Below are 16,474 nucleotides of genomic sequence, written 5' to 3' on the forward strand. Positions count from 1 at the left end.
GCCGCTTCCACGCCGGAGTGAAGAGCAGGGACCCTCAGGTCACGTCGTCGTAGCCGTTGACCCGTTCCGGGCCCGCCTGTTCGGGCAGGGCGCGCGTGGCGGAGACGGTCTCGATCTCGCCGATGTCCTCCGGGGTGAGGTCCAGGTCGGAGGCCTCGTCGTCGCCGGGGCCCTCCGCCTCGCGTCGGCGCTTGCGCCGGTCGTTCGTCAGCGAGAAGGCCACCGCGGCGAAGTACAGGATCCAGATCGGTCCGGCGAGCGCCAGCATGGTCAGCGGGTCCGTACTGGGCGTCGCGATCGCCGCGAACACCGTGATGCCCATGATCATGGCGCGCCACCAGCCGGCCATGCGCTTACCGGTGAGAATCCCGGTGATGTTCAGCATGATCAGCAGCAGCGGCAGTTCGAAGGAGAGACCGAAGACGAGCACCATGCGCGTGACGAGGTCGAGCAGGTCGTCCAGCGGCAGCAGGTTGTCGACGCCGAACGGCGTGAACTCGATCAGGACCTTCGCGGTGGTGGGGAGCACCCGGTAGGCGAAGTAGGCGCCGCCGAGGAACAGCGGGACACCGGACGCGACGAACGCGTACGCGTACTTCTTCTCGCTCTTGTGCAGACCCGGCGCGACGAACGCCCAGAGCTGGTAGAGCCAGACAGGCGAGGCGAGCACGACGCCGGCCATGAGCGACACCTTCAGCGCGAGCGTGAAGGGCGCGAGCAGGCCGTTGATCGTGATCTGCGCACAGGGGTTGTCCCCCTCCGACTGCTGCTTGGCCAGCTCGGAGAAGGATGACGGGCATCCGACCGAGTCGAGCACCGGCTTCGTGAAGAAGTTGATGATGTCGTTGTAGAAGAAGGCGGCCACGACCGTGATGACGATGATGGCCAGCAAGGCCTTCGCGACCCGGTTGCGGAGTTCACGGAGATGCTCCACGAGGGGCATCCGCCCCTCGGGATCCCTCCCCTTCTCCTCCTTGTTGCGGGCAGACTTGAGCAACCCACGTCCTCATCTCGTGCGGCAGGCCGGAGGCATCCGGCCTTGCGTCAGCGTCAGCGCTTGGTCGTGTCCGTGGGCTCGGTGACCGGACGCGAACTCGTCACGTCACCGGGGGCGGCCTGGATGGTGCGCTGCGCCGGGGGCTGCTCGTCGGTGTGCGGCGGGCCGGCGGGGGCCGTCTCCTGGCCCTCCGACTTCATCGCCTTGGCCTCGCTCTTCAGGATGCGCGCGGACTTGCCGAGCGAGCGCGCCATGTCCGGAAGCTTCTTCGCGCCGAACAGCAGGATGATGACGACGAGGATGAGAATGATCTCGGGAGCTCCGAGCCTTCCGAACATAAGTCTTTACCTTCTCACCGAGGCGGCTGTGTGGGGTGCTGTCCGATCGTTCGGACAGGTGTCCGACCGTCGTGTTGACAGCGATCGTAACGCTCGGGGGTAAACCTGAGGCAATCCCTGTGCGTACTCCCGGTCAGCGGTCCGGGCCTCTTTTTCCGGCCGCGATCAGCAGCGTACCTGCCGACACCGACAAGGTGACAGGGCGAAGTCGCCCAAAACACATCAACCCGAGGACTCACAGGAGAGCCGTCGGGGAGTCACAGCGCATCCACAGAGCGTGCCGTGTGCGCGGCGGCCCGCTCCAGGTCCTCGGCAGCCCGCCCGATCCGCCGCGCCGAGTCCGTGACCTGCTGTCCGAGCCGCTGCGCCTCCAGAAAAACCCGCACGGCGAGCACCCCGAGAACAACAAGCCCCAGGAATCCCACAGCAACAGCGAACATCGGCCAGAACATGGCCCTGAGCCTAGCCGTGTTTCTCGCCCCCGCCGCCCCTACCCGTCCCATCCTCGGGGGCTCCGCCCCCGAACCCCCGCTCCTCAAACTCCCCCAGAGGGGGGACCCCCAAGGGGCTGACATACCCAGCCCACCCGGCACTTGGTCAGAACCCCCCACCGAAGTCCCCGCCACCCCCGAAGTCCCCGCCGCCGAAGCCGCCCCCGTAGTCCCCGGAGTCGAAGTCCGCGCCGGACATGTCGCCGCCCTCGGGGCCGCGGAAGTCGCCGTAGCCCTCGCCGTAGTCGGCCGCGTAGGACGGGGTGGCCATCATGCTGCCGAGCATCGTGCCGACGAGGAGGCCGGGCAGGATGCCGCCGCCGAAGTAACCGCCCGCCCAGGGGCCGTACGCCGGGCCCGCGTCCCAGTACGGGCGGGGGCCTGAAGCCGTCTCCACCTCGCGGACGGCCGGGTCCTGTCCGTCGGCCAGGCGGGCCTGGTCGGCCGCGCAGACCGGGACCTCCCGGGGTGCGCCGCCCGCCGGGGTCCAGGTCGCGTCGGTGACCGACGGGCCGTGGCGCGGGTCGAAGAAGCAGGGGCCACGGCGTTCGGGCAGCGGGCGGCCCTCCCGGCGTGCCGCCAGTTGCGCCAGCGAGAAGCGGCCGTCCTCCAGCGTCTGCGTCACCGCGCGTACTTCCTCCGGGCGCCTCGTGGCCGCCATCAGCGACTTCGCCTTGTCGTAGGAGTCCAGCGCTCGTTCGTAGTCCGCGCGCATCGCGTCGTCGGCACCCGTCTCGGCGGGGTGGAAGTCGAGCCGGTCCAGTTCCTCGCCGAACGCCGTGATGTCCTCGTCCACGACGACCGTCAGCTTGGCCAGCGCGGCCCGCCTCTCCTCCTCGTGCCGTGCGCGGTTGCGCCGGACCAGTGCGTACGCGCCCGCGCCGCCCGCCGCCAGCACCGCGCCGACCGCGATCAGCGCACCGGCGTCCACCCCGCCACCGGAATCGCCGCCGCTCCAGGTGGCCGGTGCCGAACCGCCGACACTGCCGCGCAGCGCCGCGTCGACGAAGTCGTTGAGCTGGGCCTTCGGGTCGTCCGTGCCCTGCACGGCTGTGACGAGGTTGGCGACCGCCGGCTTGCTCAGCACGCCGTTGTCGGCCCGTGCACTGAAAAGGTCGCCCAGGCGTACGGCGTACAGGCCCGTGATGCCTGTCTCCGTACGGAGGTTCGTGAAGAGGTTCTCCGCCGGGTAGTCGGCCGGGAGAACGGCCACGAACAGCGGTTTGTCCGCGTCCTTGATCTTGGCGGCCAGCGCGTCCGCGTCGGCGGAGGAGAGGAGGTCCTTGGCCTCCGGGTCCACGTACACCGGGTCCGCTCGCAGTGCCTCGGCGACTTTGGAGAGGTCGGTGGCCGCCTGGGCGCCGGGCGCGGCGGCCGTCAGCAGCGCGAGTACCGCGAGTGCCGCTACGAAGGGCACCAGCAGTAGGCGTACGAGAGAACGGACCAGTACGGCCTTCATATCTTCGAAGCTACCCGAAACGGGACGCAAACGGGCACCCTCCGGGATGGGAGGGTGGGAGGTCTAGGCCCCCACCCCCCACCATCGCCGCTACTCCGCCGGCTCCACGCCCGCCCGCAGCAGCCCGTACGTGTACGCGTCCGCCAGGGCCTCCCAGGACGCGGCGATCACGTTGTCGGCCACGCCCACCGTCGACCACTCGCCCTTGCCGTCCGACGTCGAGATGAGGACTCGGGTCGTGGACTGGGTGCCGTGCTTGCCCTCCAGGATGCGGACCTTGTAGTCGACCAGCTCCAGCTTGGCGAGCGGCGGGTAGATCTTCTCCAGGGCCACCTTCAGGGCGCGGTCGAGGGCGTTCACCGGGCCGTTGCCCTCCGCCGTCGCGACGATGCGCTCGCCCTTGGCGAAGAGCTTGACCGTGGCCTCGTTGGCGTGGCTGCCGTCGGGGCGGTCCTCGACGATCGCGCGCCAGGACTCGACCTCGAAGTACGTACGGGCCCTGCCCTCGGCCTCGGCGCGGAGCAACAGCTCGAAGGACGCGTCCGCCGCCTCGAACGTGTAGCCCTTCAGTTCGCGTTCCTTCACCCGGGCGACGACCCGGGCGACCAGTTCGCGGTCGTCGCCCAGGTCGACGCCGAGTTCCTTGCCCTTCAGCTCGATCGAGGCGCGGCCCGCCATGTCGGAGACCAGCATCCGCATGGTGTTGCCGACCTGCTCGGGGTCGATGTGCTGGTAGAGGTCGGGGTCGACCTTGATCGCCGAGGCGTGCAGACCCGCCTTGTGGGCGAAGGCCGAGACTCCCACGTACGGCTGATGGGTCGAAGGCGTCAGGTTGACCACCTCGGCGATCGCATGGGAGATGCGGGTCATCTCGCGCAGTGCGCCGTCGGGGAGGACCTTCTTGCCGTACTTCAGTTCCAGGGCCGCGACCACCGGGAACAGGTTGGCGTTGCCCACGCGCTCGCCGTAGCCGTTCGCCGTGCACTGGACGTGGGTCGCGCCCGCGTCGACGGCGGCGAGGGTGTTGGCGACCGCGCAGCCCGTGTCGTCCTGGGTGTGGATGCCGAGGCGGGCTCCGGTGTCGGCGAGGACCGTGGCGACGACCGCCTGGACCTGGGCCGGGAGCATCCCGCCGTTGGTGTCGCAGAGGATGACGACGTCGGCGCCGGCCTCGGACGCGGCCCGGACGACGGCCTTCGCGTACTCGGGGTTGGCGCGGTAGCCGTCGAAGAAGTGCTCGCAGTCGACGAAGACCCGGCGGCCCTGGGAGCGGAGGTGGGCGACGGTGTCGCGGACCATCTCCAGGTTCTCGTCGAGGGTCGTACGCAGCGCCAGCTCGACATGCCGGTCGTGGGACTTGGCGACCAGGGTGATGACGGGTGCGCCGGAGTCGAGGAGTGCCTTGACCTGCGGGTCCTGGCTCGCCTTGCCGCCGGCCCTGCGGGTGGCGCCGAAGGCCACCAGCTGGGCGTGCTTGAAGTCGATCTCCTGCTGGGCGCGGGCGAAGAACTCGGTGTCGCGCGGGTTGGCGCCCGGCCAGCCGCCCTCGATGAAGCCGACGCCGAAGTCGTCCAGGTGCCGTGCGATGGCCAGCTTGTCGGCGACGGTGAGGTTGATGCCCTCGCGCTGGGCGCCGTCGCGCAGGGTGGTGTCGAAGACGTGGAACGAGTCGTCGAGCTGGCTGGGTTCGCTGGATTCCGTCATGATCTCAAGGCTCCTGGGATGTCGATCTCGGTCTGTACCGGAATGACCGGCTCCACCGTCCTCCAATGATCCCTCGCGCTCCTTCTCCGGCTGAAGGTGGGCCAGAAAAGCGAAAAACCCCTCGCGGGTGCGAGAGGTCTGCGCGCGGGTCGAAGACGACGATGGCCGCCCGTACCTGGTCGTACGTGGCGGTCACTGCGGACCGGCGCGCCTGCTGCCAATAATCGTGGCGAACGAGAGCACGGGGGCAGTCTGGCACAGACCGTCCCCGTGACTCGTGGGTGTCTCAGTATGCGAACCCCGGGTGCTCAGCGCATACGGCGGACGAACCCGTCCGAGTGACCGTTCGTGTCGCCCTTGACGATGTCGGTCGCGGACGACAGGAAGCCCACCAGCCTGCCGTCGCGGCTGAGCGACGAGGGCGCGCTGTACCCGGTCGGCTCGGTCGCGATACCGCCCGTGATCGTCCTGCTGACGAGGCGGGTGGTTCCGGTGCGCAGGTCGTGCAGATAGACGTTGTCGACGTAGTCGCCGGCCGGTGTCCGCACCGGGAAGTTGTACGCCAGGTACCGGCCGTCGCCGCTGAGGAGATTGCCGCTCAGGCTCCGCTCCCCCGGGCCGTCGTGCTGGATGCGGCGGGTGACGTCCGTGCGCAGGTCGCGTACGTAGAGGTAGAAGCCGTTCGGGGTCGGGTCGCCGACCAGGTCGGTGAGGGAGCTGAAGGCGATGTACCGGCCGTCGTCCGAGAGCGACCCGCCGACGGCACTGGCGTCGGCCTGCGACGGCGAGCCCGCGCTGTCGACGTTGGCCTGTTCCTCCTTGCCGGTCCGGCGGTCGAACACCATCAGTTCGCTCGGGCCGCCGCGCGGGTGGCGGATGTTGTACTCGACGTAGCGGCCGTTGCCGCTGATCCCGGTGCTGTAGACCGTCCACTCCGGGTGTTCGTGGCTGATCCGGGTGACCTTGCCGGTACGGCGGTCCGTGACGTACGCGGCGTGGTAGTTCGTGCCGCCCTCCATGCGGGCGATCGGTGCGTTGAAGGCGACGTACCGACCGTCGTCCGAGATCCCGACGCTGCCGTACGCGTTGGCGGTTCCGCCGTCGGGTGTCGTGCTCACCCGTTCCGTGCGGCCCGTGCGGCGGTCGTGGACGTACACGTCCTCGTGGGAGAAGCCGGTGGGCGGCTTTCCGCCCCAGTCGACGAGGTTCGTCGCGTCGGAGGTGAAGACGACGTACCGGCCGTTGCCGCTGATGCGCGCGTTGTGCGTGTCACCGCCCGTGGACTGGGTGCCGTCCGAGGCGACGCTGACGCGGGTCACCTTTCCGGTGCGCAGGTCGCGCACGAACGCGTCCCCGTCGCCGTTGGTGTCACCCGGCACGATGGTCGTGCCGTAGGTGGCGAACGCGGCGAAGCGGCCGTCGTCACTGAGGGTCGGCCCGCCCGAGTCGCCGTCGGACTGCACGCCCTCGGCCGACACGGTGACCCGCTCGGTGACGCCCGGTCGTGGGGCCTTCCCCGGCGCCGACGACGCCGTGGTCGTGGGAAGTGCGAGTGTGCCGGCGGCGAGTGCGGCGATGGTCGTCGCACGCACGAACCGCATGGCTCTGCTGGTCATGTGTTTCCCCGTTTCCCCCGGTGCACATTTCCCCTGTGCACTGTTCCCCCGGCCCCGTGCCGCGGGCTCACTGCGATGCAAACGCACCTTCACAGTAAGGGTCAATCGGTCTTATTGCGTACAACCTGGACGAGGGTTCACGCGTCCGTGTGGTTCTCATCCCGCCTGCAGGCCGGGCAGGAACTCCGCTGCCCCGAAGGCCGGTTTGAGGTCGGTGAACCAGGTCGCGTCCTCGTCGTACGCAGCGAAGAACGGACGGTCGACCAGGGCGGGGTCGCGCGCCTGGATGAGGTGCAGCACGAAGACCTTCTCGCCTGCCACCTCCGCGACACCGTCCACGCACACCTTGCCGGGCATCGCCGACATCACCGGGCCGCGCACGGTACGGGCGAGGCCGGAGACGCGGGAGTGGGCGTCCCGGAAGATCTGGTGGCCGCGGGCGAGCGGGACGCCGAAGTAGCCCTGCGGGCCCGTGTCCCGTTCCACGAACTGGTAGTACGGCACCGCGCCCAGTGTGGTCGTCTCGTCCCACAACTCGGCCCAGGCGTCGGCGTTGTCGTTGATCCCGGCCACCAGCGGGCCCTGGCAGCGGATCACGGCGCCGGTGTCGCGCACGCGCCGCATGGCCTCCCGTACGACGGCCGGGCGCAGCTCCTGCGGATGCGTGAAGTGGGCCATGAGGGCGAGGTGGCGGCCGCTCGCCACGACCTTCTCGAACAGCCGCAGCAGATCGTCGGCGTCCCGGTCGGTGGTGAACCGGTACGGCCAGAAGGCGAGGGACTTGGTGCCGACGCGGATCGAGCGGATGCTCTCGATCTCCAGCAGCGGGTCGACGTACCGGCTCAGTACCTCCGTACTCATCACCAGCGGGTCGCCGCCGGTGATCAGCGCGCTGCTGACCTCGGGGTGTGCGCGCAGGTAGGCCGTGGTGGTGGTGATGTCGTCGGTGGCGATGCGGAGTTCGGACTCGCCGACGAACTGCGGCCAGCGGAAGCAGTACGTGCAGTAGGCGTGGCAGGTCTGGCCCTGGCGCGGGAAGATCAGCACCGTCTCGGGGTACTTGTGCTGCAGTCCCGGCAGCCGGACGCCCTCGTGCTCGGGCACGTTGGCGTCCAACTGGCCGGAGGGGTGCGGGTTGAGGCGCATCCGGATCTCGTGGGCCGCGCGCTGGAGTTCGCGGGCGGGGGCGCCGTCGGCCAGCAGGCCCGCCATCTCGCGCACGTCGGGCGCGGGAAGCATGCCCGTCTGCGGGAAGGTGAGCCGGAAGATCGGGTCGCCGTCGGGCACGGCCGACCAGTCGATCAACTCGTCGACGACATAGGCGTTCGTACGGAACGGCAGCACCGTCGCGACCGCGCGCAGCGCCAGCCGGTCGGCGGGCGAGAAGGCGCCGACGCGCTGGAGCAGACCGTCCAGGTCACGGGGGGTGAGGGCGCGGAATCTCGGGCCCCCGCGCGGGGCCGGGTCGTGCGCTGAACTCACTGTGCAAGGGCCTCTATTCCGTGACCAGGGCCGGCGGTCGCAGCCAGACGAAGGCCGCCGCCGGTGCATCGTACTTCTCCGCGTAGTGCGCGGTGAGCTGCGCGTGCAGCTCGGTCTCGTCGTCGACCACGATCACCTCGTACGCGGCCGAGGGTGTCCCCAAGGCGTCGCTGTACGCGGAGAGTTGGTCGAGGCGGTGGCGGGCCAGGTAGGACACGAGGTCGTGCCCGGCGACGTACCACCGTTCGTCGACGACCACGAACCGGCAGGTGAACTCCCGCCGGGCGGCGGCCGCGTCGACCAGGGTGACCGGCATGTGGGTGAAGCGCTCCATGGGTTTGCTCTGCTGCCACAGTTCGTCGAACCGCTGCTCGACGAACGCGCCGAGCGGGGAGCGGACCGCGACTTCGAGCTGGACGCCCTCGCCGGAGAGGCGGCCGACGGTGAGGAAGGAGACGAGGGAGTGGCCGTCCCAGCGGTAGAGGGTCACTCCGGGCGAGGTCGAGCACAGCCGTACGTCGAGCAGGGTGCGGGCGTGGTCGTCGAGGCGGTCCCGGAAGGAGTGCAGGGTACGGAGGTTGCGCAGGATGTCCCGGCGGATGTCGGCGTGCCGTTCGCCCAGCTCCTGGCCGCGCAGGAGGACGGCGAGGGAGTCGGGGTCGAGGAGCAGGATCTGTACGCGGGCGCCGTGCGCGGTGGCGGAGCGGATGCCGCGGAAGAGGCGCTCGGAGAACTGGGGGCCGAAGACGTTCGAGAAGGTGTCGAGGATCTTCACGTTGGAGTTCGAGCCGTGCACCTGGGCGCTGAACCACTCGTAGTCGAGCCGGGTGTGCTCGCGGACCCGGCCTTCCTGGGCGCGGCTGATCAGCGGGCCGATGACGAAGACGGTGACGGCGACGCCGAGGATGTCGGTGCCGAGGTTGAGGGCGAGGTTCTCGCCGTAGTTGTCCATGCCGGAGCTGTTCCAGAGCAGGAATCCGGCCAGCGCGGCGAGCAGGACAAGGACGGAGAGGCTCTGCGGGCGCCGGGGTTTGCGTAATTCACGCAGGAGCCCACGCAGACGCGAGCGGCGCGGCGGCCGTGCGGTCATGTGTTCCCCCTCCCCCGGTGGAATGAGTGGATACCCACCGGGGGAACGCGTTATGCCGGGTGCGAATCGCGCCCCTTAAGGGGCGCGGGGAACTGCGCGACCAGCCCCCACCGGGCCCGCGGCCGAAGAACCGCCAAGCCCTCAGCCGAGAACGTGCATCCAGGCGTGCTTGTCCTCCGCCGTACCCCGCTGAATATCAAGCAGCGCCTCACGCAGGCGCAGCGTGACCTCGCCGGGCTCGCCCCCGCTCTGCTGCCACTCCACGCCGGTGCGCTTGACCGTGCCGACGGGGGTGATGACGGCCGCCGTGCCGCAGGCGAAGACCTCGGTCAGGGAGCCGTTCTCGGCGTCGCGCTGCCAGTCGTCGATGGAGATACGGCCCTCCTCGGCGGTGTAGCCGAGGTCGCGGGCGACGGTGAGGAGGGAGTCGCGGGTGACGCCCTCCAGGATGGAGCCGGTGAGGGAGGGGGTGACGATGCGGTCCCCGTACACGAAGTACAGGTTCATACCGCCGAGTTCCTCGATCCACTTGTGCTCGACGGCGTCGAGGTAGCAGACCTGGGCGCAGCCCTGTTCGGCGGCCTCGGCCTGGGCGAGCAGGGAGGCCGCGTAGTTGCCGCCGGTCTTGGCGTCGCCCATGCCGCCGGGGACGGCGCGGACGCGGTCCTCGGAGAGCCAGATGGAGACGGGCTTGACGCCACCGGGGAAGTAGGCGCCGGCGGGGGACGCGATCACCAGGAACAGGTACTCGTTGGCCGGCTTGACGCCGAGGCCGACCTCGGTGGCGATCATGAAGGGGCGCAGGTAGAGGGACTCCTCGCCGCCGTGCGCGGGCACCCAGTCGCGGTCCTGCTGGACCAGCGCGTCGATGGCCTCGATGAACGTCTCGACGGGCAGCTCGGGCATCGCGAGCCGGCGCGCGGAGTTCTGGAAGCGCTCGGCGTTCTTCTCCGGGCGGAAGGTGGCGACGGAGCCGTCGGGACGGCGGTAGGCCTTGAGTCCCTCGAAGATCTCCTGCGCGTAGTGCAGGGTCATGTTGGCGGGGTCGAGGGAGAGCGGACCGTACGGAACGAGCTGGCCGTCGTGCCAGCCGCGGCCCTCGGTCCACTTGATCGTCACCATGTGGTCGGTGAAGTGGCGGCCGAAGCCGGGGCTGGCCAGGATCGCCTCGCGCTCCGCGCCGGAAAGTGGCGAGGCCGAGGGCTTTAGCTCGATCGTGGGCGTCGTCATGAGTGGTTGTCCTTCACCGGTTGTGTGTGACGGGCCGCACACCCTGCCCATGACCGCCCGTGACCGGTCACCAGTGACTGGTGGTCGGTGCGAGGACGTCCGAGCATTCCCTCGGTCCGTGGCTCCGCGTTCGATTATCTCGCGGGCGGGGCCGAGGACGAAAAGGGCGTGAATGCGACCCAGGGGATGATGGTGACACCCGGCGGGGACGTAAGAAAAGCCGCCGGGTGCATATGCGACCCGGCGGCTTCGAAAGTGATTCGAGTGATCGAGTGAGCGCCGCGGGGTCAGCCGGCTACTCGTACGGCGAGCGCGTCGCCGATCTCGTCGGTCGTACGGGTCGTGGTGCCGCGCTCCGCGAGGTCGGCGGTGACGGCGTCCTCGATGCGGACGGCCTCGTTCTCGTAGCCGAGGTGGCGCAGCAGGAGGGCGACGGACAGGACGGTGGCGCTGGGGTCGGCCTTGCCCTGACCGGCGATGTCCGGGGCCGAGCCGTGCACGGGCTCGAACATCGAGGGGTACTCGCCGGACGGGTTGATGTTCCCGCTCGCGGCGACGCCGATGCCGCCGGAGACGGCCGCGGCGAGGTCGGTGATGATGTCGCCGAAGAGGTTGTCGGTGACGATCACGTCGAAGCGGGCGGGGTCGGTGACGAGGTAGATCGTCGCCGCGTCCACGTGGATGTAGTCCGTGGTGACCTCGGGGAACTCCTCGGCCACCTTGTTGAAGATGTTCGTCCAGAGGTGGCCCGCGAAGGTCAGCACGTTGTTCTTGTGGACCAGCGTCAGCTTCTTGCGGGGGCGGGCCTGCGCACGGGCGAAGGCGTCACGGACGACTCGCTCGACACCGAAGGCCGTGTTCACGGAGACCTCGGTGGCGACCTCGTGCGGGGTGCCCTTGCGGATCGTGCCGCCGTTGCCGGTGTACGGGCCCTCGGTGCCCTCGCGGACGACCACGAAGTCGATCTCCGGCTGGCCGGCCAGCGGGGTGGCGACACCGGGCAGCAGCTTCGACGGACGCAGGTTGACGTGGTGGTCGAAGGCGAAGCGGAGCTTCAGCAGGAAACCGCGCTCCAGGACACCGGACGGCACGCTCGGGTCACCGATCGCGCCGAGCAGGATGGCGTCGTGCTTCTTGAGCGCGTCCAGGTCGGCCTCGGTGAGGGTCTCACCGGTGGCGTGGTAGCGCCGGGCACCGAAGTCGAACTCCTTGGTCTCCAGCTTCACATCCTGCGGAAGGACGGCGGAGAGGATCTTGAGCCCCTGGGCCACGACCTCCTGGCCGATGCCGTCACCGGGAATCACTGCGAGATTGATGCTGCGAGACATAACGGCACCGTACTCCTGGTCCCATGGGATGACACGCCTTGTCCGCGATACGGACACGAGGGCGTGCCGCGGCGACCGCTCTTCGACTGCCGTTCACCCGTATGTGTGGCGGACGTTGGGGATTGCTGGGAAGTTCGCATCCTATGGACACCCCGAACGTCGGCATTCCGCCGCAACTGGCCCGCCGGATGAGCATGGCGGAGCAGTACGAGTATCTGCGGACGCGGTTCACGCGGCGCCGCGCGCTGGTGACGGCGGGCGCGCTGGCCGGCGGCGGGCTGCTCAGCGGCTGCTCGTCGAGCACGGGCACGGCGAACCCGGCGACCAGCAAGGTCCCCGGCTCCGCCGTCACGCCCTTCGGCCGCCATCTCGCCTTCGGCGCCGACCCGAAGACGCAGATGCGGATCTCCTGGCAGGTCCCGTTCGCGGTCAGGAAGCCGTACGTGCGTGTCGGACCGACGCCCGGCGACCTGAGCCGCCGCATCGACGCCGAGCTGCGCCCGCTGCACACACCGGGTCTGCCCGGTATCCGCCTCGACCTGGACCAGTACTACGTGCACGCGGCGCTCGACGGGCTGCGCCCCGGGACGACGTACTACTACGGCGTCGGTCACGAGGGCTTCGACCCCGCGTCCCGCGCGCACAGTTCCACGCTCGGCACGTTCCGCACGGCGCCCGCGACCGCGCCCGCGAGCTTCGTGTTCACGGCCTTCGGCGACCAGGGCGTGACGCCCGACGCGCTCGCCAACGACAAGCTGATCCTCGGCCGGAAGCCCGCCTTCCATCTCCACGCGGGCGACATCTGCTACGCGGACGTCACCGGCCACGGCGAGAAGTCGGACACCTACGACCCGACCGCCTGGGACCTGTTCCTGAAGCAGACGGAGACGGTCGCGAAGTCGGTGCCGTGGATGGTGACGACCGGCAACCACGACATGGAGGCCTGGTACTCACCGAACGGCTACGGCGGCCAGTCGGCCCGCTGGTCGCTCCCGGAGAACGGCTTCGACGCCCGGAACACCCCGGGCGCCTACTCGTTCACGTACGGCAATGTCGGCGTCGTGGCGCTGGACGCGAACGACGTGTCGTACGAGATCCCCGCGAACCTGGGGCACACGGACGGCCGCCAGACGGCGTGGCTGGACCGGCGGCTGGCCGAGCTGCGCACGTCGGACGGGATCGACTTTGTCGTGGTCTTCTTCCACCACTGCACGTACTCGACGTCCACCCACGCCTCCGACGGCGGTGTACGGGACGCCTGGCTGCCACTCTTCGACAAGTACCGGGTCGATCTGGTGATCAACGGCCACAACCATGTGTACGAGCGGACGGATGCGCTGAGGGGCGGCCGGGTGGGCCGGAAGGTGCCGGTCGGCGCGTCGACCGATCCGACGCGCGACGGGACCGTGTACGTCACGGCGGGCGGCGCGGGCCGGAGTCTGTACAGCTTCCCGGTCGGGGTGGAGGACAGCTTCGAGGGGAAGGTCGTCGACCGGGAGTCGGTGGAGAGCTACTTCTGGACCAAGTCGCAGGAGCGGCACGAGGACACCGTGGAGTGGTCACGGGTGCGCTACACCGGCTACTCGTTCCTCTCCGTGGAGGCGGAGGCCGGCGCACCGGGCGCGGCTCCCCGGCTCAAGGTGTCCGCGCTGGCGGAGAGCGGGGAGCGGATCGACCACTTCGAGGTGCGGCGGGCGTAGCGAGGCCGCTCAGCGGCAGCCTCAGTGGCCTGTCTGGCCGCCGTTGTCCCTGCGGTCGAGGGCGCGCTGGAGCGCCGCTGCGGCGTTCTTGCGGTCGGACTCGCTCGTCGGGGAGACGTGGCGGACTCGGCGGCGGACGGTCGTCTCGGCCATGGGAAATCGACTCCTAAAAGAGGGAGGGGGGTTTCGAGACTCCCCCACTGCCTAATGGGCGTGGGGGGACCCCCAGTGGGACGGGGAGCGGCGGTGCCGCAGGGGTTGCCTGCACGGGCTCCGGCTCGCGACCGTCATTCGCTTGGTCTAGCGAGACGTTCGGCTTCTACAAAGCTAAGTGAGGACAGGGCATCTGTCTCCACAGTTAGTCGGACTTCCTACTATCTGAGACGGCGGATTGGGTCACACCCATCTGACCTGGCCTTTTGTCTGTGTGCCTTACAGCACGTCACCGTCCCGCCAGTCGAAGACCAGACCGTCGGACGGGTCCAGCGAACCGACAGCGACCAGGCGTACGAAGACACCACTCTCCCCCTCCGGAAAGTGGACGACTCCGTCCGGACCGAGGGCGCTGATCCGGCCCGGCCAGAGCTGCCAGCCCCGGGCGAGATAGAGGGAGGCGCCGTCGGCGGTCGCGGAGAGCGCACCGAAGTCGTAGCCGCCGTCGACGATCCGTTCCAGCACCCCCATCACCAGCCCGCCGAGGCCGCGACGGCGGGCGTCGGCGCGGACCCCGACCGCCTCCACATAGCCGACGCGCAGCCAGTGGCCCCGGTGCAGTGCGCGGCGCATGACGACCGAGCCATGGGCGAGAAGGTGACCCGTCTCGTCGTGGACGAGGGCGTGGATGCCGCCGAGCACGTGTTCCCAGTCCTCGTCGTCGAAGCCGTCGTCGAAGGCGGCGTCCATGAGGTCACGGGCGGCGGCGAGTTCGGCAGGGGTGAGGTCGGCCGTGTGGGCGGTGCGCAGGGTGTGGGCCATGGGTCCAGTATCCCGAGCCGTCGCAGGATGTTCACCGACACTTCCAGACCTGATTGATCCGACCTCCAACACACAGATAGCGCTGCGCGACACCTTGACAGCCCCAATCCCACCCAGCAGCCTCACAGTCATCGGATGACTGAACGGCTGAAGGGGTACTTCATGTCGATCGCGCTGACTCTCTGCTCCGCATTACTCGCCACCGCGGTGACGGCTCTCCCGGCAGGTGCGCATACCGGCGGCTCGGCGGCGGCCTGGGAGGTGAAGGCCCCGCCCGGCTCCTCCCCCACGGCCGTCGTCGCGCTGGACCCGGCCGACGGCCATCCGACCCTCACCGTGAGACGCGCCGGCGAGCAGGTCATCGCCCCCTCGCCGCTGGGTCTGGTCACCGAACAGGCCGATCTCTCCAAGGGGTTGGAGCTGACGGGCCGCACCACTCGGACAGTCACCGAGCGATACACGTCCACAACGGGCAAGTCCCGCGAGCGGGTTGCCCGGATGACCGAGGCCCGCTTCCGCTTCCGTACGGCCGAGGGCGCCCGGCTCGACCTGCTGGTGCGGGTGGCCCGGGACGGCGTCGCCTATCGCTACGTCCTGCCGCGCAGCACCGGGAACGTCCTGCGCGAGGCCTCCGCCTTCACGCTCCCCACGGACAGCCAGGCCGTTATCAACGCCTACCGCGCCGACAACGAACTCCCCTTCAAACGCTACGAGTCGGCGGCGACGGCACCGGCGGGCTCCTACTCGATGCAGGCCCTCTTCAACACACCCGGCGGCTACGCCCTGATCGCCGAGTCGGACCTCAACGGCTCTTACGCGGGCGCCCACTTGACGCACGAGGCGAACTCACCGACGTACAAGGTGAGCCTCTGGAACGACGAACCCATCGCTGTCGAGGGCTCGTTGAAGACGCCCTGGCGCACGATCGTCACCGGTGACCTCACCACCGTGACGGAGTCGACCCTCGTCGACGATCTCGCGCCGCCCTCCAAGGTCCGGGACACGTCCTGGATCAAGCCGGGCCCGGCCCTGTGGACCTGGCTCGCGGGCGGCAAGGAGGCCGGGCAGAGTCTGGCTGCGCAGAAGAGGTATGTCGACTATGCGGCCGAGCGGAAGTGGCCGTACGAGGTCGTCGACGCGGGCTGGTACTACAAGCCCGGCGAGTGGGACGTCATCGACCCCGACTGGCAGACGAACAGCTGGATGCCGGAGCTGGTGCGGTACGCGGCGGCGAAGGGTGTCGGCGTCCAGGTCTGGCTGCACTACACGCTTCTCACCGACCCGGTGGAACGCGAGAAGTGGCTGGGCACGCTGGCGAGTTGGGGCGTCAAGGGCGTGAAGATCGACTTCATGGACTCGGAGTCACAGGAACGGATGCGCTGGTACGACGAGGCCCTGGAGTCGACGGCCCGGCACCACCTCCTCGTCAACTTCCATGGCTCCACGATCCCCAAGGGCATGCAGCGCACCTGGCCGCAGGTCATGACGATGGAGGGCGTGGGCGGCGAGGAGAAGCGCAACAACACCGCCGAGCAGCTGGCCGCACTCCCCTTCACCCGCAATGTGATCGGCTCGATGGACTTCACCCCGGGCGCCTTCCACCGCCCGTTCCGCCCCAACGTGGCTTCCGACGCGGGTGAGTTGGGACTGACGGTGCTGTACGAGTCGGGCATCCAGAACCTCGCCGGTACTCCGGAGTCGTACGAGGCGCGTCCCGAGGCCCGCAGCTATCTGGAGCAGCTGCCGGCGCGCTGGGAGGAGACCCGGCTGCTGACCGGTGACCCGGGCAGGGCCGCCGTACTCGCCCGACGGGCGGCGGACGGCCGGTGGTTCATCGGCGGTACGTTCGCGGGCGCGGCGCACACGGCGGACGTACCGCTGCGGCTCGGTGCCGGGCGCTGGCTGGTGGAGACGGTGACGGACGGTTCGGCGGGCCTGGTGCGCGGGACGCAGGTCGCGAAGGGCGGCGCCACCGTCGCCGTACCGGTGATTGCGGACGGCGGCTTCGCCGCGCTGGCCTGCCGCTGGTATCCGGGCCGGACGACCTGCGAGAACTGAGACCGG

At 69.5% G+C, this 16,474-nt stretch carries 14 protein-coding genes; 2 read left to right on the plus strand and 12 right to left on the minus strand.

Annotated elements, in window-relative coordinates:
* Window positions 1-34: 34 nt before the first annotated feature.
* The 10 genes from tatC to ACWCRB_RS33525 all read right to left on the minus strand — a co-directional run bounded on the left by tatC (window position 35) and on the right by ACWCRB_RS33525 (window position 11,735).
* Window positions 35-997 carry a twin-arginine translocase subunit TatC gene (gene tatC / locus ACWCRB_RS33480; RefSeq protein WP_450999647.1) on the minus strand — a complete coding sequence of 321 codons (963 nt, stop codon included), beginning with the start codon at window positions 995-997 and terminating at the stop codon, window positions 35-37.
* A 53-nt stretch (window positions 998-1,050) separates the two neighbouring features.
* Complete coding sequence (gene tatA, locus ACWCRB_RS33485; RefSeq protein ID WP_330292222.1) at window positions 1,051-1,335, minus strand: Sec-independent protein translocase subunit TatA; 285 nt, start codon at window positions 1,333-1,335, stop codon at window positions 1,051-1,053.
* A gap of 257 nt (window positions 1,336-1,592) precedes the next feature.
* Window positions 1,593-1,787, minus strand: a complete 195-nt coding sequence (locus ACWCRB_RS33490) for a hypothetical protein (RefSeq protein WP_450999648.1) — start codon at window positions 1,785-1,787, stop codon at window positions 1,593-1,595.
* Between the two features lie 145 nt (window positions 1,788-1,932).
* Entirely contained in the window at window positions 1,933-3,285 is a 1,353-nt protein-coding gene (locus ACWCRB_RS33495; RefSeq protein WP_450999649.1) for a hypothetical protein, read from the minus strand.
* Between the two features lie 90 nt (window positions 3,286-3,375).
* Entirely contained in the window at window positions 3,376-4,989 is a 1,614-nt protein-coding gene (cimA, locus tag ACWCRB_RS33500; protein WP_450999650.1) for a citramalate synthase, read from the minus strand.
* Between the two features lie 308 nt (window positions 4,990-5,297).
* The gene (locus ACWCRB_RS33505; protein WP_450999651.1) at window positions 5,298-6,605 is read right to left on the minus strand and encodes a TolB family protein; all 1,308 of its coding nucleotides are present in this window, start codon (window positions 6,603-6,605) and stop codon (window positions 5,298-5,300) included.
* Window positions 6,606-6,761: 156 nt separating this feature from the next.
* A complete protein-coding gene (locus tag ACWCRB_RS33510) occupies window positions 6,762-8,087 on the minus strand; it encodes a KamA family radical SAM protein (RefSeq protein WP_450999652.1) in 1,326 nt (441 codons plus the stop codon).
* 13 nt (window positions 8,088-8,100) lie between these two features.
* On the minus strand, window positions 8,101-9,177 hold the full coding sequence (locus ACWCRB_RS33515; protein ID WP_450999653.1) for a hypothetical protein: 1,077 nt from the start codon (window positions 9,175-9,177) through the stop codon (window positions 8,101-8,103).
* A gap of 141 nt (window positions 9,178-9,318) precedes the next feature.
* Window positions 9,319-10,407 (minus strand): branched-chain amino acid aminotransferase, encoded by a 1,089-nt coding sequence (locus tag ACWCRB_RS33520; RefSeq protein ID WP_450999654.1) that lies wholly within the window; start codon window positions 10,405-10,407, stop codon window positions 9,319-9,321.
* A gap of 287 nt (window positions 10,408-10,694) precedes the next feature.
* The gene (locus ACWCRB_RS33525) at window positions 10,695-11,735 is read right to left on the minus strand and encodes a 3-isopropylmalate dehydrogenase (protein ID WP_369034853.1); all 1,041 of its coding nucleotides are present in this window, start codon (window positions 11,733-11,735) and stop codon (window positions 10,695-10,697) included.
* 143 nt (window positions 11,736-11,878) lie between these two features.
* Between ACWCRB_RS33525 and ACWCRB_RS33530 the strand changes: the two genes are divergently transcribed.
* Window positions 11,879-13,435, plus strand: coding sequence for a purple acid phosphatase family protein (locus ACWCRB_RS33530; RefSeq protein WP_450999655.1), 1,557 nt, complete (start codon window positions 11,879-11,881; stop codon window positions 13,433-13,435).
* 21 nt (window positions 13,436-13,456) lie between these two features.
* Here ACWCRB_RS33530 and ACWCRB_RS33535 read toward each other — a convergent pair whose 3' ends face one another.
* Together ACWCRB_RS33535 and ACWCRB_RS33540 are read right to left on the minus strand one after the other, a co-directional pair.
* Window positions 13,457-13,588, minus strand: coding sequence for a hypothetical protein (locus tag ACWCRB_RS33535; RefSeq protein ID WP_006374903.1), 132 nt, complete (start codon window positions 13,586-13,588; stop codon window positions 13,457-13,459).
* 279 nt (window positions 13,589-13,867) lie between these two features.
* A complete protein-coding gene (locus tag ACWCRB_RS33540; protein WP_450999656.1) occupies window positions 13,868-14,410 on the minus strand; it encodes a GNAT family N-acetyltransferase in 543 nt (180 codons plus the stop codon).
* Window positions 14,411-14,545: 135 nt separating this feature from the next.
* Between ACWCRB_RS33540 and ACWCRB_RS33545 the strand changes: the two genes are divergently transcribed.
* Complete coding sequence (locus ACWCRB_RS33545; protein ID WP_450999657.1) at window positions 14,546-16,468, plus strand: glycoside hydrolase family 97 catalytic domain-containing protein; 1,923 nt, start codon at window positions 14,546-14,548, stop codon at window positions 16,466-16,468.
* Window positions 16,469-16,474: the final 6 nt, after the last annotated feature.

The organism is Streptomyces sp. NPDC002156 (assembly GCF_053593675.1).

Coding starts and splice junctions, on each gene's coding strand:
- tatA (WP_330292222.1), bottom strand. CDS start 1,335: ATGTTCGGAAGGCTCGGAGCTCCCGAGATCATTCTCATCCTCGTCGTC.
- ACWCRB_RS33495 (WP_450999649.1), bottom strand. CDS start 3,285: ATGAAGGCCGTACTGGTCCGTTCTCTCGTACGCCTACTGCTGGTGCCC.
- ACWCRB_RS33525 (WP_369034853.1), bottom strand. CDS start 11,735: ATGTCTCGCAGCATCAATCTCGCAGTGATTCCCGGTGACGGCATCGGC.
- ACWCRB_RS33490 (WP_450999648.1), bottom strand. CDS start 1,787: ATGTTCTGGCCGATGTTCGCTGTTGCTGTGGGATTCCTGGGGCTTGTT.
- ACWCRB_RS33520 (WP_450999654.1), bottom strand. CDS start 10,407: ATGACGACGCCCACGATCGAGCTAAAGCCCTCGGCCTCGCCACTTTCC.
- ACWCRB_RS33505 (WP_450999651.1), bottom strand. CDS start 6,605: ATGACCAGCAGAGCCATGCGGTTCGTGCGTGCGACGACCATCGCCGCA.
- ACWCRB_RS33530 (WP_450999655.1), top strand. CDS start 11,879: ATGGACACCCCGAACGTCGGCATTCCGCCGCAACTGGCCCGCCGGATG.
- ACWCRB_RS33535 (WP_006374903.1), bottom strand. CDS start 13,588: ATGGCCGAGACGACCGTCCGCCGCCGAGTCCGCCACGTCTCCCCGACG.
- ACWCRB_RS33540 (WP_450999656.1), bottom strand. CDS start 14,410: ATGGCCCACACCCTGCGCACCGCCCACACGGCCGACCTCACCCCTGCC.
- cimA (WP_450999650.1), bottom strand. CDS start 4,989: ATGACGGAATCCAGCGAACCCAGCCAGCTCGACGACTCGTTCCACGTC.
- ACWCRB_RS33515 (WP_450999653.1), bottom strand. CDS start 9,177: ATGACCGCACGGCCGCCGCGCCGCTCGCGTCTGCGTGGGCTCCTGCGT.
- ACWCRB_RS33545 (WP_450999657.1), top strand. CDS start 14,546: ATGACTGAACGGCTGAAGGGGTACTTCATGTCGATCGCGCTGACTCTC.